The organism is Granulicella sp. S190 (assembly GCF_009766095.1).
Taxonomy (GTDB): Bacteria; Acidobacteriota; Terriglobia; order Terriglobales; family Acidobacteriaceae; genus Edaphobacter.
The window spans coordinates 21465-43528 of sequence record NZ_LMUD01000023.1 but is presented as its reverse complement, the minus strand read 5'-3'; the positions used below and the strand labels follow the sequence as shown (position 1 = coordinate 43528).

Here is a 22064-nt window from a genome sequence, read left to right as displayed (position 1 = left end):
GGGCATGCTTCTTGCTTGGGAAGTTCTTTGCCGAGCGTCAAGATAGATAGCGCTCAAACAGAGTTGACACCTGACCCAGTAGGAACTGTGCGCACTCTACGATTTTGGCTCCCAATATTCTCTCCAGCCCACGCGTCCGAAGATATTCTCCTACTCGATCCACGAGTGCGACCCGCCGTTTCTCTATAGAGATGAAAGTCGCTGAAGAAACCCCAAAAAAATATTCGGATTTCGCGAGTCTCCGCCGTTGCGAATCGCTACTTCTAGAGCCGAGAGACAAAATGGCGGAGGGAGAGGGATTCGAACCCCCGTAGCCTTTTCAGGCTAAGCGGTTTTCAAGACCGCCTGTTTCAACCGCTCACACATCCCTCCGCGGCAGTGCACTCTAGAAGGTTAGCAGGAAACAGTGCACCGCTGCGATACTGGTAGGAGTCTAATACTTTAATCCCGATGGCAACCACGAATCCGCATAGACCGAGCTCGTTTGACCGTACGCTGGCAAGCGCCCGCTCGACCATGATGTTCAGCGAGGTAGCCAAGCTGGCGGTGGACAGCTTTCGTGCAAGTAAGACGCGATTTTTACTGACGATGCTGGGCATGGTGATCGGGTCGGCCTCCATCATCCTGGTGGCGACGCTTGGCTCTACCGGGAAGCAGTTTGCGCTGGACCAGCTGACGAGTATTGGCCCGAACAAGATTGAGCTGCAGTATGGCGGCGGCAATGTGAGCGGCCCGGACAATACCAGCACGCCGGACTACATGACGCTCGATGATATGCACGAGGTACTAGCACAGGTGCCGGGGATTGTGGCGTCGTCGCCCATGCTGGAGTTTCATGACAATGTGAGTCTGGGCGGGGGGATTACGAAGCAGACGACGCTCCTGGGCGTGTCGCCACAGTACAAGATCGTGCGCAACCTGATTGTGGTGTCGGGGCGGTTCTTCGACGACCAGGACGAGCTGGCTCATGAGAAGGTTGCTGTGGTGGTGAAGCCGTTTGCGGAGGAGCTCTATGGCACGGCGAACGGGGCGGTTGGGAAGACGATCAGCATCAAGGGCATACCGTTTACTGTGATCGGTGTGTTCAAGGAGGCATTCGATACGTATGGGAACTCTGAGATCAGTGACCATACGATGCTCGTTCCGTATCCAGTGGTACGGTACTTTACCGGTACGAATACGCTGAAGGAGATCTTTTTCACCATGCGCACAGCTGCCATGGTGGTGCCGGCGAGTGAGCGCATTCTAGAGATTGTGAAATCCCGGCACTATGCGGGCTCGGTGTATAGCGCCGTGACGCTGACCGATATTTTGAGCAGCATGGCGAAGATCGCCGATATGCTGACCATCGTGCTGACGCTGGGAGCAGGGATAACGATGATCGTCAGCGGGGTAGGCATCATGAACAGCATGCTAGCTAACGTGCAGGCGCGGATCAAGGAGATTGGAATTCGAAAGGCGCTGGGCGCGACTAGCCGCGAGATACGACTGCAGTTCGTGACGGAGGCGGTGTTTCTTTCGCTGAGCGGAGGAATTATCGGGACGCTAATCGGGCTGGCACTGCCGCTGACGCTGGGGCTGCTGACGCCGTTCAAGATTCCGGTGAATCCGTGGTCGGTGGTGTTTTCGCTGGGGAGCTCGGTGCTGGTGGGGATTCTGTTTGGGACGCTTCCTGCGAATCGGGCGGCGCGGCTGGATCCGGTACAGACGCTGAAGTATGAGTAGTGGATCTGCCATTTAGGCTCTGACGGGTGCGAGTAAAAACACCGGCCTTCAACGATGATCTCGTTGAAGGCCGATGTGCGAGTGATGAGCTAAGCAGTTGCGGTTGCTGCTTCGGCTTCCGGCTGGTCGCCCTTGACGGTTACCTTGATGTGGCTGGTGACTTCACGGTGCAGCTTCACGGGGACGTGGTATTCGCCGATCGTCTTCAGCGGCTCCTCGAGAGAGATCTTGCGGCGATCTATGTTGAAACCCTTCTGTTCGAGCTGCTGCGCGATGTCGCCCGAGGTGACCGAGCCGAAGAGATGCTCGTTCTCGCCGACCTTGCGCTCGAACACAAGCTCAACCTCAGAGAGCTGGGTCGCCAACTGCTCGGCTCCGGTCTTCTCCTTGGCGGACTTGCGAACCGCGGATGCCTTCATCTGCTCGATGACTGCCTTGTTGGCGAGGGTCGCCTCGATGGCGAGCTTCTCCGGCAGCAAATAGTTGCGCCCGTAGCCGTCAGCGACCTTGACCACGTCGCCGCGATGTCCGAGCTTGTTTACGTCTTCCTTCAGAATGACTTCCATTGCATTTCTCCGATTTCGTCTCTGGCTCGCGGTGCCGCCAGTCTTGCGTATCTATGTTTCCGCTGCGGGCAGGTTCCGGAGCAGCGGAAGAAGTTAGAAGCGGGCAGCGAAGGCGAGCAGGGCGATGTTGCGCGACTGCTTGATGGCCAGGCTGAGCTTGCGCTGGTGGCGTGTGCAGACGCCGGTGAGGCGACGCGGAACGATCTTGCCACGCTCGGCAACGAAGCCCTGAAGCAGGCGAACGTCGCGGTAGGAGATGGCGTCGATCTTCTCGGTGCAGAACTTGCAGACCTTCTTGCGACGGAAGAACTTGCGGCCGCCAGGACCGCCGCCGGGTGCGCCTGCGGGGCGTGGGGTGCGAGGACCAGAGTGCGCCGGGCGGGGTGTTGGTGCGTGCTGCTCAGTGGATTGCGTGCTGGTTTCGTCAGCCATGATATTTCCCTCTCAGGTACGTTGTGCCTTTCCTCGCTCCAGGTTCGCGTTGGAGCCTCTGAACAACCGACGAAATGAAGTCGATTGGAAGCGAAGATCAGTGGTCGTGGTGCGTTGTGCGATGCGGTTTGAATCTCATCGCGAATGTTCAGGCGAAGCGGAAGTTAAACGGCGGTGGAGACAGTCTCGGCCGGTGCGTCGGCGGCGACGTGCTCGGCAGGAGCTGCTGCAACGGGCTTCTTCTCTTCTTCCGTCTCGACTGCTGCGTGGACAGGAGCGGCGATCGGCTGCGCGCTGCGCTTGACCTTAGTGTCGCGGATGGCTTTGACCTTCGCGAGACGCTTCTCTTCTTCGTCCATGCGAACCGTGATGAACTTGATGACCTGCTCGGAGACGCGGAGGCGACGCTCAATCTCAGTGATGAGCGAACCAGCTGCGGCGACGTTCAGCAGGATGTAAAAACCGTCGTTGAACTTGCGGACGGTGTAGGCGAGCCGGCGACGGCCCATCTTCTCGACGCTCTTCACTTCGCCGCCACCATTGGTGACGTTCGCGGAGAAGCCTTCAATCAGCTTATCGAGTTCGGCTTCTTCAACGTCCGGCCGGACGATGAACATGATTTCGTAGGTACGATTCATTCGATTACTTCTTTCTGCGAAGTTCTGCTTCGCACCGTGTTGACGTCTGTTCTGCCAACCCGGTTTGGAATTTCGACTGCGTCTAAGTAGCAACCGTCGCTACTCCTTCTTTACGTCTCCTTCGACCCGTCCGATCCACTCTCCGGATCCTCTGGCCGACGGTTGAACCTGTTCATTGCGGCACTAACCCCTTCGGTCATTACCGCCTCGACAGCACCCTTCGCCCTATCGAGCACTTCATCCAACACCGCAAGCTCCTGCTTCCGAAACTGCGCCAGCAAATAATCCTTGCCGCCGGCTTTAATCTCTCTGCCATCCTCAAGCGCCGGTTTCCCAACGCCGATGCGGATGCGCAACCACTCTTCCGTTCCAAGCGCACCGGAGATGGACTTCACTCCGTTGTGCCCGTTTGCCCTGCCGTTCGCGCTGATGCGGAGTCTGCCCAGCGAAAATGCAAGCTCGTCATAGAGGACAATCAGGTCCTGTGACGGGATTTCGATTTCAAGCTCCTGAACCAGGGCGGCTACCGAAAGCCCGCTCAGATTCATGTATGTCTCAGGTTTGGCCAGCAGAACTTCGTGTCCTGCGAGCCGCGCCTTTGCCGTTAGAGCTCGTCCCCGACGATTGGAAAGAATCACGCCGCAGTCGTCCGCGATGCGATCCACCGCCAAAAAGCCGGCGTTGTGCGGCGTGAACTGATACTCGATACCGGGGTTGCCGAGACCGACGATCAACTTCACGCTTTGCTTTCCTTTCCATCAAATCAGGCGGCCTGCAGATCCGGAAGATCGGCAGACTGCATAGAACTACTTCTTCTTTGCATCCTTGGCATCGGCGGCAGGTGCAGCAGCTGCATCTGTCTTGCCCTTCTTGGCGACCTCTGGCTCGGTGGGTGCCGCGGCAACTGCATCGGCTGCCACAACCTCCTCCTTGATCGAGGTGACATGAGCTACGGTTGCGTGCTCATCGCCGAGAAACTTGATGCTGCCCGAGTGCGGCAGATCGGACACGTGGATCGCGCCGTTGATCTCGAGGTTAGAAACATCGACGTCAAGGTGGCTCGGGATATCGTTCGGGAGGCACTCGACTTCAACTTCGCGCATGACGTGCTCTAGAATGCCGCCTTGCGACTTCACGCCGACAGGAACACCAACCAGTTGAATCGGCACAGAAACGCGCATTGCCTTGTCCATCGCGATTCGCTTCAGGTCGATATGGAGGAGGGTGCCTTTGATCGGCTCGTGTTGCCAATCGACGATCATGGCCTTCGCAACGGACGCGCCCTCGACATTGAGGTCGAAGATGGTGTTGTGACCGGAGTCGGAGTGCAAAATCTTGGTGATTACCTTGGGGTCGACGGCGACAGCGACGGCATCCTGGCCAGCGCCATAGACAACGGCAGGAATTTTTCCGGCTACACGAACGCGACGAGCGGCATTCTTGTTGAACTTGCCCTCACGGGGCGTAGCGACAACTGCTTCAATAATGGATGATGCCATGATGAATCTTCCTTTCGGGCACAGAGTTGAGCTCTGCTCCCTTTGCTACCTGGGTTAATCCAGGCCGCCTTTAGCTATTGCGACCTAGTTGAACAGCGTACTGACGCTGGTCTCCATGTGAATACTCTCGATAGCGCGGCCAAGCAGCCCGGCGATCGAGAGCACTTTAATCTTCTCCACCTTTTGCGCGTCTTCGCGGAGAGGGATGGTATTAGTCACGATCAACTGCTCCAACCGTGAAGCTGCGATACGCTCGACTGCCGGGCCTGAGAGTACCGGATGCGTCGCGCATGCATAAACTTTTTCCGCGCCCTCGGCCAGCAGCGCATCCACCGTCTTCACCAGAGTTCCGGCGGTGTCGATGATGTCATCGAGGATTAAGCACGTGCGGCCCTTTACATCGCCGATCACGTTCATCACCTCGGTGACATTAATGTCAGTCCGCCGCTTGTCAACGATGGCCAACGGAACATCCAGCTTCTTGGCGAAGAATCTCGCCCTTTCCACTCCACCCGCATCCGGCGAGACGACCGTCAGATTGGGCAGATCAAGCTCCCGGAAGTAGCTCACCAGCACCGGGCTGGCAAAGAGGTGATCCACCGGAATATTGAAGAATCCCTGAATCTGGGCTGCATGCAGATCGACGAGCAGGGCGCGGTTTGCACCGGCGGTGGTCAGAAGATCGGCGACCAGCTTCGACGTAATGGCAACACGCGGACGGTCTTTTCTGTCCTGCCGGGCGTAGCCATAGTAGGGAATGACAACCGTAATTCGTCCGGCGGAGGCGCGTTTGAGCGCGTCCATCATGATCAGCAATTCGACAAGGTGCTGATCCACCGGGAAAGACGTAGGCTGCACGAGAAAGACATCCGCACCGCGAACGTTCTCGAGCAGCTGAAAATGAACCTCGCCGTCGGAGAATCTCTGCAACCGGGTCTCGCCCAGCGGCACACCGACGAACTTGCAGATCTCCTCTGCCAGAGCAGGATTGGATGATCCGCAAAAAATCTTGATGCGCTTACTTTCACTCAGGCGTCCGGGGCGCTTTTTCTCCGGAGCTGGTAAATCTGGTACCCGCAACCCCTGTGGGCTTTGAGGTCCTTTAGTATGTCCGCCCTGCGTAGAAGGCGCGCTCGCAGGCTGCGAGATCGTTTCTGTCTCATCAGCCTGCTCTGAAATAGGGGAAAGAACCGCAGTCGTGTTTCGTTCGTTCACGTGAAACCCTCCAGGCTGGTTGACCTTGAATTGTTCCTGCTGCAATGTCTTGCGAGGCCTTGTTGCGGCCCCGTTACTTCTTCTGAAATCCTTGTTGCGGACTACTCAAAAAAACTAAAAGACTTCGGTCCTTCAAACTTCGTACTTCTTTCTCCGCGCTGTTTTCCGCAGAGTCCAAAATCGTCTTCATCTTGCGGCAAGTTGTTGCTACCGCGAAAGATTCCCTAATCTGTCTCGTCGCATCTGGCGTCGACTTTGGTTGGGCGACTAGGATTCGAACCTAGACAAAGAGATTCAAAGTCTCTTGACCTACCGTTAGTCGATCGCCCAGTACATCGCCGGATGCAGTTTGATTTTACCTTGACCGGCGAGGTCACTCCGCGAACATTCTGTCCCAGTACTCTGGCCGGGGCAAGGTCTCCGTAAGGAAAACCTGTACCGCAATCTCCGACGCAGCGGACTGGACGCGCAGTTGAGCAGCCTTGGCATCCCGCTCGGACCGGTAAAGTCCAAACAGAGCAGAGCCAGAACCTGAGAGGGCTGCGTAAACAGCGGAACTCTCCAAATCACTACCCATCAATTGACGCTTGGTTATTCGCAAGGAGGGATACTGAGGAAAGACGACCTCTTCAAAATCATTTTGAAGGCCGTCGCTTCCAATCCCGGTGCGGACAAGCGCGAGAAGGGTATTCTCGGCCAGATCGTTCCTCGCGTCAGCCTGATTTTCATCAGATTGATCCCGTTTTATCTCGGAATCAGGATCGCGAACGATACCGGAGGTGCCGGACCTACTATCGCCTGTCTTTCCACTTGGGGCAGATAGGGATGAGTAAGCAAGACTCAACTCCTGTAGCTTATCAACTTCGGCCAGGGAAGTCAATGCTGGGGTACCTGTGATGGGTATCCCTTCGTCTAGTTGTCCTTCGGCGACGACCTCCGCTGCGCGGCGGGCGTCCCACTCCCTAAAGGCAGCGGGAGTCGATATCCCTACCGCTGGGACCGCGACCACGCACCAGGTCTTGGGGAGGTCCGGCATGGGGATGACCTGCTCTCCACGGCCGAGGCCGAGAACTGCTCCACCTAGAAGAAACAAAGGGACATCGGACCCAACTTCAGCCGCCAATTTGAGCCGTTCGACACCAGGTAACGCAACGCCGAGCTCACGTTCCAGCCCTAGAAGCGCTGCTGCAGCATTTGCCGAACCAGCCCCCATGCCGCCCTGGACAGGCAACTTCTTCTCGATATGAATAGAGACCTCAGCGGCTAACTCCAAACGCGCGAGACTCTTCTCCACCATCCGCCAGGCTGTATTTCGAGCATCGCGAGGGACAAAGGGGTGGTTCGTCGTCAGGGAAATCTTTGTCGCCGCACCGCTGCCAAGGCGATTCGCGGAGACCGTGACCAGATCGTGGAGATTCAGTGTCTGATAGAGCGTGGTCAGGCCGTGAAAGCCGTCTGGTCTGACTGGGCCGATAGCCAGCCCCAGATTGATCTTCGAGTAGGAACGAACCTGCGTTGCCATAACCTTCGATTCTACCCATCCTCGCCCATCTCTCTTTTCGTCCAGGCTGAAGAGAAGGATCGATTCGGCCTGCCGGGTTGACAAGCTATGCTGTTGGAAGCGTTCATCCGCATCATCGTGGAGCAACCGAATGGCCTTTGGCACCCGTGTCTTTGCAGCTATCGTTGGAGTTGCTTCTGTCGCAAACTCGCTCCTGGCGCAAAGTGCCGGCGCTCTTCTTCCCGAAGAACCGGTGCGCGCTAAACATGCCATGGTGGTTACGATCCACCATGATGCGACCGATGCAGGCCTGGCGATCCTGATGCAGGGCGGCAATGCGGTGGACGCGGCTGTGGCTGTGGCATTTGCGCTCGCGGTTGTTTATCCACAGGCGGGCAACCTTGGTGGTGGCGGATTCATGCTGATCAGGACCAAGCAAGGCAAGACGCACTTTCTTGACTATCGCGAAAAGGCTCCTGCGGCGGCGACCCGCGATATGTATCTCGACGAGCAAAAGAACGTTGTGCCTGGATTATCGACCATTGGATACAAGGCATCTGGGGTTCCGGGCACGGTGGCTGGGTTGGTCTATGCGCAGAGCCATTTCGGCAAGCTAAAGCTGCAGCAGGATATGGCTCCGGCGATTCATCTTGCTACAGACGGATACGTCCTGTCTGCAGAGGAGGCGCAGAATCTGCATAGCAAGATGCTGACGCGCTTCCCCGTCTCTTCGCATATCTTCCAGCGTGATGGGGACTTCTATAAAGATGGAGACACGTTCCGACAGCCTCTTCTCGCGGCGACGCTGAAACGGATCGCTGCTGATCCTGAGGATTTTTACAAAGGGGAGATGGCTAAACAGATTGCCGCCTTTGAGCAGGCTGGTGGAGGACTCATTACGGCTGCGGACCTTGCCGCCTACGAGGCCAAAGACCGCGATCCCGTAAAAGGTTCCTATCACGGTTACAAAATTATTACCGCGCCGCCACCTTCGTCCGGGGGCATCGTTCTGGTTGAGATTCTCAACATCCTCTCCACTTATAACCTCCCTAAACTAGGGATGGACCGCTCTGCGCCCCAGGTTCACGTCATCACCGAGGCCTTTCGGCGAGCCTATATGGATCGCGCCGATTATCTCGGCGATCCTGACTTTACGCCGCAGCCGCTGAAGGAGATGGCTAACCCCGCGTATGCCGCTGCGTGGCGTGGCTCCATTATGCCCAACGCGCCGACACACTCAAAGGATCTCGTTCGCCCGGCAGGATTTATGCCTCCACCTCCGCAGCTTCAGCCTGCCAGACACGAATCTACCCAGACCACGCACTTCTCCATCGTTGACGCTGATGGCAACGCGGTCTCGAATACCTACACCCTTAACGGTAACTTTGGGTCCGGTGTAACGGTGGACGGCCTTGGCTTCCTATTGAACAACGAGATGGACGACTTCGCCTCTAAGATGGGAGTGCCGAATATGTATGGCCTGATCCAAGGTCCCGCCAACTCGATCGCACCAGGGAAGCGCCCGCTTTCGGCGATGACTCCGACCATCGTCATAACAAAGAGAGGGCTGTTCCATCATCCCAAGCTCGCTTTCGTTCTCGGAACACCCGGAGGGTCTACTATCATTACCACTGTGGCCAACGATCTGCTGAGCGTCGTGGATAACGGCCTGAACATTCAGCAAGCTGCCGATGCTCCGCGGTTCCATCACCAGTATCTCCCCGACCGGCTTGACCTAGAGAAGAAGTTTTCTCCTGAAGTCGCAGAGCAACTAAGAGCGATGGGCTACACCGTGAATCAACTTGCCGTCGCGGACGAGCACAATCCCGGTACATGGGGTGACAGCGAACTTATAGCAGTGGATCCTAAAACTCATGAACTCCTCGGCGGTCACGACAACCGCCGAAACTACGGCAAAGCTGCAGGTTATTGAACGGACTCCCAGTGCGTAAATTACTCGCTCACTTGCCGGCGACAGAGAAGTTATATGCGCCTGAGCCGATCTCGAGTTTTAGCGGTCCATTCCTATACGGTATGCTGATTGGCTTTCCGTCTTCTTTCGCAACGCTTATTGAGGTTGCGGGAAGAAAGACTGTGGCTGTTGTGTTGGCCGGTACTTTGAGACTTAGTTGAAGCTGCCCATCGAGGCTAGTCGTCCAATCCGTCATGACTGTTCCGTATACAGAGTCGTACTCGGTATGGACGTGCGAAAGGCCCGGTTGCACGTGAGGGCTTATGACGATGTGATGGAAGCCCGGCGCGGCGGGATCTGCATCGATGCCCGCGACGCGCCGGTAGACCCAGGCCATCACGGACCCGAATGCGTAGTGATTGTAAGAGTTCATGGAAGGATCGCCGGTATCGCCGTTCCAACGCTCCCACCAGGTGGTTGCTCCTTTGTCGACCATGTATCCCCAGGAGGGATAGGTTGTATTGAGCAGAAGGCTATACGCGATGTCCGCCCGGCCCTGCTCCTCCAACACCGACAGCAGAAAGGGAGTGCCTAAGAAGCCAGTCGTCAGATGGCTTTGGTGAGCCTGAATGTCACGGACCAGACGATCCGTCATCGATTGCTCGAGCGTCGTTGGAGCGAAGCCGGAGTAGAGAGTCAGGACGTACGAGGTCTGGGTGTTACCTTCCACTGAGCCATCTGCGTGCACATATTTCTGCTGGTAAGCAGACTCTATGCGAGAGAGAAGAGTCGCATATTTGTCTGCCTCTGCGGTGCGGCCAAGAGCTGTCGCCATCGCCTGCATCTGGCGCGCAATGATGGCCCAGTACGCAGTAGCAACCAGATCGGACGGAGTATGGGGATCTGGCGCGAGCCAGTCGGCATAGTTGTTTCCGAGATCTTTTTCGCGAAGATAGTTGGGATTGGTACGTTGGATAAAGTCCATCCAATGCTCCATCGCCGGCCAGCTTCTTTCGATCAGCGACGTGTCTCCATATTGAAGCCAGGTAGCGTATGGGACCAACACCCCGGCGTCTCCCCAACCTGGCGCGCCGGGATGGCCTTCGCGTCCCTGCAGGAGATTCGGCGAGATATTTGAGAACTCTCCTTTGTCGCTCTGTGCGTCCACCACGTCCAACATGAACTTGCTAGAGAAGGCATCGATATCGAAGTTGTACGAGCCTGTACGCCAGAACGCACCCGCGTCGCCCATCCATCCCATACGCTCGTCGCGCTGCGGACAGTCTGTCGGGATGGAGAGAAAGTTACCTCGTTGCCCCCACAGCCCCAACTCGCTCATCTTGTTCAGAAGCGCGCTTGAGCTTTCAAAACGAATTGAAGGCGAAGTGGGGAGACTGTTAAGTACTTCGCCCTGTAGAGCCGAGAGGTGTGGGGTGCCAACGTAGCCGGAAACCTGAACGTAGCGAAAGCCATGGAAGGTGAAGGCCGGGGTCCACTCTTCTTCTCGATTGCCTTCTTTATTGCCGCTTAGAGTGTAGGAGTCCGTAGCATCGGCATCCCTGAGGTTTTCTGTGTAGACGGTTCCATCGGGGTTAAGGCGCTCCGCGAAGCGGAGCTTTACCGTCGTCCCGCGGGGTCCGCGTACATGCAGGCTGACGACGCCGACCATGTTTTGCCCCATATCGAAGACCGCGTCCTGTACTTTGCCAGATCCGACCATCGTTACTTTGACCGGGGCGACGGTCTGCGAGGTTTGCACCGGAGCATCCGGCTGTGCCGTCAGCTCGATTGCCGTGTTTGTGTCATCTACAACCACCGGACTCCAAGTAGTGTCGCTCCGTGGCGACGAGGTGTTCCACCCTGCGACTTCACGCCGAGCATCGTATGTTTCTCCACCATAGATCTCCGAAGAGACGATAGGAGAAGCGGCTGTCTGCCAGGTTGAGTCCGTCGTTATCTGATGGCGAGTTCCGTCAGCCAGGGTCAGTTCGAGTTGAGCTCGCAGGCGATCTCGCCCGGGAAAGAGACGCGACCCGGACCAAAGCAGAGGACTGCCGTGCCACCCTGCTCCCAGAATCGCGGCAATCGTGTTCTTTCCCGGGACTAGTAGTGGAGTGACGTCGTAGGTCTGATACAAAAGGCGCTTGCGATAGTCGGTGAAGCCCGGCGCAAGCATGGATTTGCCGACTGGTTTGCCATTGAGAAAGGCCTGGTAGCTACCGAGAGCTGTTACATAGAGGCGCGCCGACACGACCTTTCGAGTTGTGAACTGTTTACGGAATAGTGCGGTGTTGGACTCAATCCGCGAAGGTGGTGGGGCAGGTGATTCGCGATCTGTGAAGACACCGAAGCCGAGACCTGGAAGCGCACCAAGACTACGCGCCGGCGACCAGCCCTTGCTTTCGACTGGCTTTATCGATCGAACCTGCCAAGTGTCGCCGCTTTCGATCCACATAGTCTTTCCAGCAGCCTCGGTAAGCCGCAACGCCGCAGCCAGAGCAGCGCGAAAGGTCTTGCCGGCTTGATCGGACCGTGGCATCTCCACGTGAACAAGAATCTGGTTGTCACCAATGTGAAGTTGGTCGCGTATGTCTTCGCGGTCAAAAGAACCCCATTGCTCCTTGTGTCCTATAACTACGCCATTGACTCGCGTGGTGAAGTTTCCTCCGGCGAGAACGAAGAGATCTGCTGCATCTGGGGTCTTATCGAGATGCAGACTGTAACTAAACTCGGCCTCGGCAGCTTGCGGCACATGCTCAGGATCTCCATCAGGCAGCCATATCCAGGCTATCTTCTTCATGACCTCCGTCTCTTCGGCATCACTGCGGCGAATCCACTGAGCCTGCCAGTCAGATGGCTGCAGAAGACCCATCTCCCACCATGCACTCTCGGTCGAGCGCTCTTCTTTTCCCTCAGCATCCCAAGTGCGAACCACCCAAAAACAGCGCTGGTGAGACGTTAAGGCAGGCCCGGTGTAGGGCACGTTTACCGACTCCGACGATGTCTGCTTCCCGCTGTCCCAGATATCCGCACGTTCGGCACGTAAAGCATCGGGCGAACTGGCAACGAGAATCTGGTAGGCCGACTGGCTCCAGTTGCGCGTCGTTGCATCGCTCTGCCAGGACAAGACCGGGGGCGCAGAATCAATACCAAGGGGATCGATCCGCTGATCTACGCGGAGATGGACCGGTGTGGCCCAGGCTGACGCAGCGCAGAGTGATAGGACTATAGGCTGAATACGCCGTGTCGCGCGGGCGACAAGAGAGAGTTTCATCGTGAGTTTTCGCCTTCCAAAACATCAGCAAGTCGAACAGAGCTGCCATGGAGTGTCAAGAGGAAATAATTTCAATTGGAGAATTTTCACTTTGAATCAACGACCCTTGCGACCAGTCTCTCGCGTGAACGGTTCACGTATTGGAGGGCCCAACGATTGGGTCTTCTCGCCGGTCCATCCTTTTCCAGCAAACATATGCGACCAAGTCTGCATCTTCCTATCAGGAGTCTTACTGCATCTAGGTAGCGATACTTTCGACGCAGTCGGTCGGACTACTATAGGTACAAAGCAAGTGTGAAGATCTGAGAGATATGAAACCCATCGAAGGCCGTAAGCGAGTCATTATTGAAGAGGTCGACCCGCAGGTCGACTGCGGACGTTATCCAGCAAAACGAATTCTGGGCGACACCGTAAAGGTGACTGCCGCTATATTTGGCGATGGTCACGATCACATCTCCGGACGTCTGCTATATCGGTGCGCGGGAGAAGAAGGCTGGCGATCAACGCCCCTGCATCCGCTTACGAACGACCTCTGGTCTGCGAGTTTCACGGTAGACAAGCTCGGTGATTGGCTCTATACGCTTGAGGCATGGGTTGATCACTTCGATACGTGGTGTGACGACCTGAAGAAGCGACTGGCCGCGCAACCTGTTCCAGGGCAGATTTCCTCGACCGAAGTGCAGGATATTCCGCTTGCCCTAAGTTCGGGCGCGCAGTTGCTGGAAGATGCGGCACGACGTGCCAGAGGTGCTGATAGCAAAGTTCTGGCCGATGAGGCCGCTCGTCTTACCAAGCTAGCAAAAGACAGGTCCGAGTCGTACGTCTTCCCCCTGAGTGAGGAGACTGTCGCACTCGTAGCACAACACCCCGACCTTACTCTAGCAACACGCTACAGACTGGAGTTACATCTCTGGGTCGACCGCGAACGAGCACGCTACTCTACCTGGTATGAGCTCTTTCCCCGATCCACATCACCCGATCCGAACAGGCACGGTACATTTGCGGATGTGATGGCGCTGCTGCCTGGTATAGCCGCCATGGGTTTCGACGTGCTCTATATGCCGCCGATCCACCCTATCGGCAAGGCGTTTCGCAAAGGTCCGAATAATAGCGTCACCTCCACGGCAAATGATCCTGGCAGCCCCTGGGCCATCGGCGCGAAGGAAGGCGGCCACAAGTCCATTCATGCGGAGCTGGGTACGCTTCGTGACTTCGATGCGCTGGTCGCAGCCGCTCGCAAACACAAGATGGAAGTGGCGCTGGACATTGCTTTCCAGTGCTCGCCAGATCACCCGTGGGTCGCCGAACATCCCGACTGGTTCAACATACGTCCGGACGGCTCGATCCAGTACGCCGAAAATCCTCCAAAAAAGTACCAGGATATTTATCCGCTGAACTTTGAATCCCTAGACTGGCGTGGGTTGTGGGAGGCTTTGCGCGATGTCTTCACGTACTGGATCAAGCGCGATATCAAGATCTTTCGTGTAGACAATCCGCATACCAAGGCACTTCCGTTTTGGGAGTGGTGCATTAGCGAAGTTCACAAGAAATATCCCGATGTGATCTTTCTCGCTGAAGCCTTTACCCGGCCGCACGTGATGTACTCGCTTGCGAAGGCCGGCTTCAGCCAATCGTATACCTACTTCACGTGGCGGAATACCAAGGATGAATTACAGGAGTACTTTGAAGAGATTACGAAGCCGCCCGTGACGGACTTTTTCCATCCGAATCTCTGGCCGAACACGCCCGATATATTGCACGCCGCGCTACAAACTGGTGGCCGCCCGGCTTTCATGCAGCGATTCCTCCTAGCAGCAACCCTGGGTGCAAACTATGGTATCTACGGGCCAGCTTACGAGCTTGGCGAGAATGTCCCTGCTAAAGCCGTGAGCGAGGAATACCTTAACAGCGAGAAATATGAGATTCGCCAGTGGGATCGTGGCGCGTCCATCAGCATCGCGCCGCTGATTACGCAGGTTAATCGGATTCGCAGTGAGAACCCAGCTCTTCAGAGCGATGGCTCGCTTCACTTCCATAACGTGGATAACTCAAACATACTTTGCTACAGCAAATGGAGTGGCGAGAACCAGATTCTGGTTGCAATCAACCTCGATCCAACTCAGGAGCAGGCTGGCTGGATCGATCTCGATCTTAAAGAGTTGGCTATCCCTCATAACGAAACCTTCGAGATCGAAGATCTTCTTACGGGTGTCCGATATCAGTGGCATGATCGTAGTAATTATGTTGCCCTGCGACCGGATGTGATGCCAGCGCACATCTTCCGACTGCTTCGAAGATCCAGCAACAACACACCAGTCACTCCATAAGAAGCGGTTCCTAAAACATTTTCAGCACGAGGACGAGAGTGAAAAAAGCCGGCAGCGCTACTGATCCGCTTTGGTATAAAGATGCGGTCATCTACGAGATTCATATTCGAGCCTTTATGGACTCGAACGCCGACGGCATTGGGGACTTTCCTGGTCTTATGTCGAAGCTCGACTACCTTCAGGACCTTGGCGTTACCTGCCTTTGGCTGCTTCCTTTCTTCCCTTCCCCTTTACGGGATGACGGCTACGATATCGCGAACTATGTGGACGTGAATCCAAGTTATGGCACTCTAAACGACTTCAAACAGTTTCTTGATGCAGCTCACCTTCGCGGCATGCAGGTGATGATTGAACTGGTCATCAACCATACGAGCGATCAGCATCCGTGGTTCAAAGCAGCTCGGTCAGCGCCTAAAGGATCCCCAGAGCGCGACATGTATGTATGGAGCGATACGGACAAGCTGTTTGAAGGTGTCCGCATCATCTTTACCGATACGGAAAAGTCCAACTGGACCTGGGATGAAGTTGCACAGCAGTACTACTGGCATCGCTTCTTCTCTCATCAGCCCGACCTGAACTTCGACAATCCTCGCGTGATGGAGGAGGTTCTGTCGGCGATGCGGTTTTGGTTGGATATGGGTGTCGATGGTCTGCGTCTCGACGCGATTCCTTATCTCGTTGAGCGGGACGGGACAAGCTGCGAGAACGTCCCCGAGACACATGTCAAGATCAAAGAGATTCGCGCCGCCATCGACGCGGACTATGACAATCGTCTCGTACTTGCCGAGGCCAACATGTGGCCTGCAGATGTTCGTCCGTACTTCGGCGATGGCGATGAGTGCAACATGGCATTTCATTTCCCGCTTATGCCGCGCATTTACATGGCGCTTCGCCAGGAAGACCGCCTTCCGATTACGGACATCATGGCGCAGACGCCTGCCATTCCGGACAACTGCCAGTGGGGTCTCTTCCTTCGCAATCACGACGAGCTGACACTGGAGATGGTCACCGACGACGAGCGCGATTATATGTACCTCGCCTACTCCGCCGATCCCCGTATGCGCATCAACGTAGGGATTCGCCGCCGACTGGCTCCCCTTGTCGACAATAATCGCCGCCGGATTGAGCTGCTGAACTCCCTTCTTCTTAGCTTTCCCGGCACGCCGATCCTTTACTACGGCGATGAGATCGGCATGGGCGATAACATCTATCTGGGCGATCGCAATGGCGTCCGTACTCCTATGCAGTGGAACTCCGATCGAAACGCCGGGTTCTCGAAGTCCGTTCCTGCGCAACTCTACTTCCCGGTCATCATGGATCCCATCTGGGGCTATCAGTCCATTAATGTTGAAGCGCAGCAGTCCGATCAATCCTCACTTCTTCACTGGACCCGCAACATGATCGCGCTTCGCAAGCTGTTCAAAGTCTTTGGCCGCGGCACGCAGGAGTTTTTGAACCCAGAGAACCGAAAGATACTCGCTTATGTTCGCCAATATGAAGAGAACGGGAGCGGTGAAACTGTTCTGTGCGTGGCAAATCTGTCACGCTTCTCTCAACCCGTCTCACTCGACCTTTCCAAGTTCACCGGCATGATTCCCGTGGAGATGTTGGGGTACGTCACCTTCCCCACAATTACGACTCAGCCGTATCCACTTACGCTGGCTCCTTACTCTTTCCTTTGGCTCGAGCTCCAGCCTTCCCCCATGACACCTGAGCCTGTCGAGGTTTCGGGAGATGAGCCGATCGTGAACATGTTCAGCGGTGGAATTGAAGGCATTCTTGCGGGGGATGGCTTAGTGCTTCTTCGAGAGCTTCTCATCAGCTACCTTCCGCGCCAACGCTGGTTTGGCGCAAAATCCCGCACCATCAAGTCAGTCGAGATTCTCGATTCTGCGCAGCTTCCGGATCTCAACGCAGTAATTGTCTTTCTTCATCTCCTTTACGCCGACGGCGGCAGCGACTCCTATCAGCTTGCGCTCACCATTAGCACTGGCAACGCTGCCGAGATGATTCGTGCGTCGGACCCCGCAAGCGTCGTCGCCACCGTGACCACCGTCGCTGGACCGGCGGTCCTGCACGACGCTATTGCGCGCGAAGATATACGCCAGGCGATTCTTCAGCTGATTGAGTCGAATGGCAACCTCCCTATGAAAGACGGGAGTCTTCAGGGTCACACCAGCAGCGCCTTCGCCGAGGCTCGAGGCACTGACCCTCTACCAGCGCGCACGGGCTCGGCGGAGCAGTCCAATACCTCAATCCTTTATGACGCAAAGCTGATCATAAAGCTCTTTCGCCGACTACAGCCGGGCGAAAATCCCGACACCGAGATCGGACGCTTCCTCACCGAGACCGCACACTTTCCGCGCATTGCTCCTTTTCTTGGAGACATTACCCTGCACTCGAAAGACGGTGAACCCACCACAGTCGCGATGCTTCAGGGCCTGGTAGAGAACGAAGGAGATGGCTGGCAGTGGACCCTCGACGAGCTTTCGCACTACTACGATAGTGTCGCCATTCTTCCTGCACTGCAGGACCAAGGAACTCCCGCTTCATTTCTTGTAGAAAATGAGATTCCCATCTTTGCGCGTGAGCATGCTGGGCTCTCTCTCGATGCTGCCGCTCTGCTGGGCCGTCGCACTGCCGAGATGCATCTGGCGCTAGCTACACCGACCCGCGATGCAGCCTTCTCCGTGCAGGACTTCACGACTGCCGACCTCGTTGCGGACGCTGACCGTATCGACAAACAATTGTCGCTCACCCTTGATGCCCTCAAACGAGGGATGCCGCAACTCACCGAGACCACAGCCGATAATGCAGCCCTGGTTCTGAGCCGTCGCATTGAGCTGTTCGCCCGTGCGCGGGCTATCGCATCCGCCACACCTACAGAGGCGGGGCAACGAACCCGCATCCACGGCGACTATCACCTGGGACAGGTGCTTCGATCCCGGGGCGACTACGTCATTCTCGACTTCGAAGGGGAACCTGCACGTAGTCTTGCAGACCGTCGCGCAAAGCAATCACCTCTCCGTGATGTGGCTGGCATGCTGCGCTCTTTCAGCTACGCTGCACACGCTGCCCATAATGCCTTCGCGCAGCGTCGTCCTGATGATGCAAAGTATCTCGAGGCATGGGCCACGCTCTGGCAAAACTCAGTCTGCACCGAGTTTCTTCGCGCATGGCGAACGACCATTCAAGCTACAAAGCCTGAGCTTATTCCTAATGTGAAACAGGCGCAGCTTCTGCTCAATGCCTACCTATTGGAGAAGTCCCTCTACGAACTTCTTTATGAATTGGACAATCGACCTACCTGGGTTAAGATTCCGCTCGCAGGTATCCTGTCGCTTCATCTGTGACCCACCTTCTGTCTCTATTAGAAGGATTGGATGGTCAGTGTAAGCACTCCCGTATACGAACCTACTGGAAGTTGCGGCATGCTCGTGAGATCAATCTTAAGACTAAGAATGTCTGTATGAGATTGCGCTCCAATCGTCAGAATAGCGCCCGTGTTGTAGAGCAACAGACTACTACCTGGATTTAGTCCCGACTGAGTAAAGGGTGTGTAGCTTGTTGGAATGCCTTTAGGGTCCTGACCGGACACGGAAGAAGAAGGGATACTCGTGACAGGAGCACCCCCTGACAACGCAGTGCCAGCACTCGAGAGAGATGCATAGATCTGGACTGTAGATAGAAGACCGATTCCCACCCAGGTCGTTACCACGGTGACGGGAGATGATCCTGTCGCAACCCCACCCTCCACGAGACTGAAGTTCACTATGTTGGGCAGTGCGGTGATCGTAATGAAGTTCACTGAGACGTTAGGCGCGGGCCTGCGGCCAATCACTCTGACTGCTTGAGCCGAAGCTGCAGATATTGACAATGCAGCAAGACCGCACATTGCAATCCAATATGTCTTCTTAGTTCCCATGATTAGCTTTTACCGGTGGAATCCTTTCGACCACCACCGTCGTGCCTATCTGATTTTCGTTTGCGCTACTACTCGCCTTTGGAGGAGCTGACACTACACGATAGTTACCTCCATTCAAAAACTGATCCACCAACACTGTAAGGGGATGCTCCCTCGGCTTTCGTTCTCGCACATAAAAATATCCATCTGAATCTGTGTATACGGGAAGCTGATCAATCAGCAGTGCAGCGCCCATCACAGGTTGCCCCATCGTGTCGATCACCCTGCCATGAATCATCATGGCTCCCATGGAATAGCGCTGAAAAGCACTGGCTCCCGCACCTTGCTCCCGCGATACGGTACCCTCTGCCTCTGCGGTATAGAGCAGCTGTCCGTCGGGTGCGACGAAGGTTCCTCCATTCAGACTCAGACGTCCAAAGAGATGAATCTCTGCATTGAAGATCAACGCTTCTTCAAACGGATCCCCTACCCTGGCGGGAACATAGTAGGTCTGATAGTCCGCACTCAACGTGGCTAAATTCGACAGGAATGATCCTCCGAACCCAAAAGTATTCTGACCGTTCGACGTGTTGACCGTCTGGGAAAGGGTCCACCGCGGATTAAGTGTCTCCTGCACGTTGCTGATAAGTTCATCCGCCTCGGCTGAGCCCTCTAGCCGACTGACGAGATAACTTACTCCTATATGAACTCGCGGCGTCACGTCCCTATTTGCTGAATACACCATCGCAATGTCGCTGCTACCGTTGTATGACGATTGAAGCAAGATCGCGGAGAGTGAAACGCCAGCGACCTGAAGATTGGCTGATGCCTGATTTACTGTGCTGCGCAAATTATTCTGCGTCCCATAGACCGGGGTGAGATAGTTCTGCCGTCCAGCGGACAGCGTGAGGCTTTTTACGGGTCGCAGGGTAAACGACACATTTTCTCGATCTGGTTCGGAGCTCAGCGGAGTCTGCACGTCTGCCCGACGGAACTGGCTGCCCGCCTCATAGTAGGCGGCCTTCAAATCAAACCGAGGGCGGCTAATCGCAATGCTCGCTGCACCATACAACTGATTCGATCCCAGGCCGCCCGAAAACGCGATCTGCGTCCCGTCACCTGAGTTCCACGCGAAGCTGTGTAACACCGTCACTTGCTTCGAGACAATAACTCGTGTCGAAGCGGTCCATTGCGGTGCAACTTTTCCAGTTACAAATAAAATCCCCGCCGGCGTCACCGCCTGGGCAGCATTGAAAAACGGACTGTTGAAGCTGGTGGAAGTCGCTCCTACAAAAGCATAGACCTTTGAGTTGGCTGCCTTCGTCGCTACTCCGGCGCCGACTGCTGTCAAATAGTGACCGCTATCAAAGATGTCTGTCGGCAGGTTGAAGGGAATATTGTCGATGCCAAACGTATACTTCGCTCGTTCTGTAGCTTTGACTAACTGTGCTCCGGCATAAAAACGGCCATTGATTGTCCCTGCTCCCGCGGACGTCGTATAGGTTCCACTACGGACACTCACGGTTCCTCCCTGCGATTGATAGAGCGACGAAGTACCGGCACTCAGCTCGACCACCTGAGCTCGGAGACAACCACCGCACAGGAAAATTAGCACCAGAACGAGAGACTTCACAGCGACCTCCTCTCAGCCGCTCTCGTCTTATTGGGTACTGGCTGTGATGGGGCGCTTCAGGTCAAAGTGCTCGAAGCGGAAGTCGATCTCAGAAGGAGATGTACTCTCCTTCCAATCCATCTCGATATGCCTCGATCCACCTGGCAATAGAGGAAATCCAGCAAGATCTCCTGTTACATGATCACCCGTTGCTTTGACCGACTGCACTCGGGCCAGGGAGTCTCCTTCATTCTCGAGATCGCAGCTCAACCGTCTAGAGCCAACACTGTAAGAGAGATTCTTCACCTGAACCTCGGCTTCAGTCAAAGGCTGTTTCTGGTAGAGATAAACCGTATGCGGAAGCATGATCCTTACATCTAGACCATCGCTGTGCAATGGGTTGGAAAATGTGGCGTATACCGTGAACCACGCAGGCAGCTTGTCCGCCGTGGCCTTATAAAAAACATAGTAGGTTTGTTTTGGCTGCAGCCGAACACTCATCGACGAAAGCTGCACGTGAATGCTACTGTCCAGTGGGCGAAAGATGCCCCTTCCCTCAGGAGTGATGCTGAAGCTCTTAGGCTCCAGCACCACCACCATAGGAACAAGAGTGTCGTTTGTCAGCGCAAGCTTTCCATCCGCTTTAGCTTTGTATTCCACAATGACCGGTTGAACGGTCTGTGCCAGCATGGCCGCACTAAGCCATAAAGTGCTTACAAGAACTCGCAACAACATAGACACCCCTTGGTCCACCGCGAAGGATGGAACCTCTGCAAACTCTCTATGGTTTAGAGAGCCTGCGCCTGAAGAGTCATGGTGCCCGTATAACTTGCTGCGGGAAGTGTCAGTCCAGTTGTGTTGATCTCCAAAAGCAGAATGTCCGCACGGATTGCTGCGCGGTTGAGGGCGGTCAGCGGAATGTTGAAGATTTCCAACCCTGCGCCGGCAGTGCCAAGAGCATTTGTCTGTGTGAATGCGGTGTAGGTTGTTGGCGAACCAAGCAGATCTTCGCCAAATACTGCTGACGAAGGGATATTCGATACTGGCGGCCCTAAGTAGGTTAGCGCTGCGGCAGGGCTCGAAAGGGAAGCATCAAGCATCACATTGGCGCGACCCACCCCAAGAACCCAACTAGTCGTAATCACGACTGGAACGCTTCCCAGTGCCGTGCCGCCCGAGACAAGGGCGAAGTTTACTGTGTTAGGGGTAGCGGTGACGGACAGCGATTCTCCGAGTGTTGCATTGAGGGTAACGCTGGCGGTACCTGAGTTTAGGGCCTGACCAAGAGCGACCTGAGAACCGAGTAGAAGGGCAGCTACTACGAGAAGATTTTTGCAGAGTGAAATCGGTGTATTGCTCGACATAAGAAGTACTCCGGATGTAGTGGGTCGGCATCGTGCCGCAATCTAATTATTTGTAATAGCGCTCCTGTAGCGATCGTTCACGACGCGGGTGATTG

General features: G+C 55.6%; 16 protein-coding genes and 2 tRNA genes. 4 read left to right on the top strand and 14 right to left on the bottom strand.

The window, feature by feature from the left end; all coding sequences use genetic code 11:
• Positions 1-282: 282 nt before the first annotated feature.
• Positions 283-372, bottom strand: a tRNA-Ser gene (locus GSQ94_RS13515).
• A gap of 78 nt (positions 373-450) precedes the next feature.
• Here GSQ94_RS13515 and GSQ94_RS13510 point away from each other — a divergent pair.
• The gene (locus GSQ94_RS13510) at positions 451-1725 is read left to right on the top strand and encodes an ABC transporter permease (RefSeq protein WP_158944408.1); all 1275 of its coding nucleotides are present in this window, start codon (positions 451-453) and stop codon (positions 1723-1725) included.
• Between the two features lie 89 nt (positions 1726-1814).
• On the opposite strand, the gene rplI is transcribed toward GSQ94_RS13510, so the two are convergent.
• The 8 genes from rplI to GSQ94_RS13470 all read right to left on the bottom strand — a co-directional run bounded on the left by rplI (position 1815) and on the right by GSQ94_RS13470 (position 7597).
• Positions 1815-2291, bottom strand: coding sequence for a 50S ribosomal protein L9 (gene rplI, locus GSQ94_RS13505; protein ID WP_158944407.1), 477 nt, complete (start codon positions 2289-2291; stop codon positions 1815-1817).
• A 93-nt stretch (positions 2292-2384) separates the two neighbouring features.
• Positions 2385-2723, bottom strand: coding sequence for a 30S ribosomal protein S18 (gene rpsR / locus GSQ94_RS13500; protein WP_158944406.1), 339 nt, complete (start codon positions 2721-2723; stop codon positions 2385-2387).
• A gap of 164 nt (positions 2724-2887) precedes the next feature.
• Positions 2888-3361 carry a 30S ribosomal protein S6 gene (gene rpsF, locus GSQ94_RS13495; RefSeq protein WP_158944405.1) on the bottom strand — a complete coding sequence of 158 codons (474 nt, stop codon included), beginning with the start codon at positions 3359-3361 and terminating at the stop codon, positions 2888-2890.
• A 110-nt stretch (positions 3362-3471) separates the two neighbouring features.
• Positions 3472-4101: an aminoacyl-tRNA hydrolase gene (pth, locus tag GSQ94_RS13490; RefSeq protein ID WP_158944404.1), complete on the bottom strand. Its 630-nt coding sequence runs from the start codon at positions 4099-4101 to the stop codon at positions 3472-3474.
• 66 nt (positions 4102-4167) lie between these two features.
• Entirely contained in the window at positions 4168-4860 is a 693-nt protein-coding gene (locus tag GSQ94_RS13485; protein WP_158944403.1) for a 50S ribosomal protein L25, read from the bottom strand.
• Between the two features lie 84 nt (positions 4861-4944).
• Positions 4945-5940 (bottom strand): ribose-phosphate diphosphokinase, encoded by a 996-nt coding sequence (locus tag GSQ94_RS13480; RefSeq protein WP_371417532.1) that lies wholly within the window; start codon positions 5938-5940, stop codon positions 4945-4947.
• A 391-nt stretch (positions 5941-6331) separates the two neighbouring features.
• Positions 6332-6405, bottom strand: a tRNA-Gln gene (locus GSQ94_RS13475).
• A 43-nt stretch (positions 6406-6448) separates the two neighbouring features.
• Positions 6449-7597: a 4-(cytidine 5'-diphospho)-2-C-methyl-D-erythritol kinase gene (locus GSQ94_RS13470; protein WP_158944401.1), complete on the bottom strand. Its 1149-nt coding sequence runs from the start codon at positions 7595-7597 to the stop codon at positions 6449-6451.
• A 130-nt stretch (positions 7598-7727) separates the two neighbouring features.
• Here GSQ94_RS13470 and ggt point away from each other — a divergent pair, with 130 nt between their 5' ends.
• On the top strand, positions 7728-9509 hold the full coding sequence (ggt, locus tag GSQ94_RS13465; RefSeq protein WP_158944400.1) for a gamma-glutamyltransferase: 1782 nt from the start codon (positions 7728-7730) through the stop codon (positions 9507-9509).
• Positions 9510-9537: 28 nt separating this feature from the next.
• Here ggt and GSQ94_RS13460 read toward each other — a convergent pair whose 3' ends face one another.
• A complete protein-coding gene (locus GSQ94_RS13460; RefSeq protein WP_158944399.1) occupies positions 9538-12762 on the bottom strand; it encodes an alpha-L-rhamnosidase in 3225 nt (1074 codons plus the stop codon).
• A 311-nt stretch (positions 12763-13073) separates the two neighbouring features.
• Between GSQ94_RS13460 and GSQ94_RS13455 the strand changes: the two genes are divergently transcribed.
• Both GSQ94_RS13455 and treS read left to right on the top strand, forming a co-directional pair.
• The gene (locus tag GSQ94_RS13455; RefSeq protein ID WP_158944398.1) at positions 13074-15089 is read left to right on the top strand and encodes an alpha-1,4-glucan--maltose-1-phosphate maltosyltransferase; all 2016 of its coding nucleotides are present in this window, start codon (positions 13074-13076) and stop codon (positions 15087-15089) included.
• A gap of 38 nt (positions 15090-15127) precedes the next feature.
• Positions 15128-18442, top strand: coding sequence for a maltose alpha-D-glucosyltransferase (treS, locus tag GSQ94_RS13450; protein ID WP_158944397.1), 3315 nt, complete (start codon positions 15128-15130; stop codon positions 18440-18442).
• A gap of 17 nt (positions 18443-18459) precedes the next feature.
• On the opposite strand, the gene GSQ94_RS13445 is transcribed toward treS, so the two are convergent.
• From GSQ94_RS13445 to GSQ94_RS13430, 4 genes are read right to left on the bottom strand one after another with little or no spacing between them, the layout of a single operon-like run.
• A complete protein-coding gene (locus tag GSQ94_RS13445; protein WP_158944396.1) occupies positions 18460-19014 on the bottom strand; it encodes a hypothetical protein in 555 nt (184 codons plus the stop codon).
• A complete protein-coding gene (locus GSQ94_RS13440) occupies positions 19004-20626 on the bottom strand; it encodes a hypothetical protein (RefSeq protein ID WP_158944395.1) in 1623 nt (540 codons plus the stop codon). The genes GSQ94_RS13445 and GSQ94_RS13440 overlap by 11 nt, the downstream gene beginning before the upstream one ends.
• 27 nt (positions 20627-20653) lie before the next feature.
• Complete coding sequence (locus GSQ94_RS13435; protein ID WP_158944394.1) at positions 20654-21340, bottom strand: hypothetical protein; 687 nt, start codon at positions 21338-21340, stop codon at positions 20654-20656.
• A 53-nt stretch (positions 21341-21393) separates the two neighbouring features.
• A complete protein-coding gene (locus GSQ94_RS13430; protein ID WP_158944393.1) occupies positions 21394-21969 on the bottom strand; it encodes a hypothetical protein in 576 nt (191 codons plus the stop codon).
• Between the last annotated feature and the right edge of the window lie 95 nt (positions 21970-22064).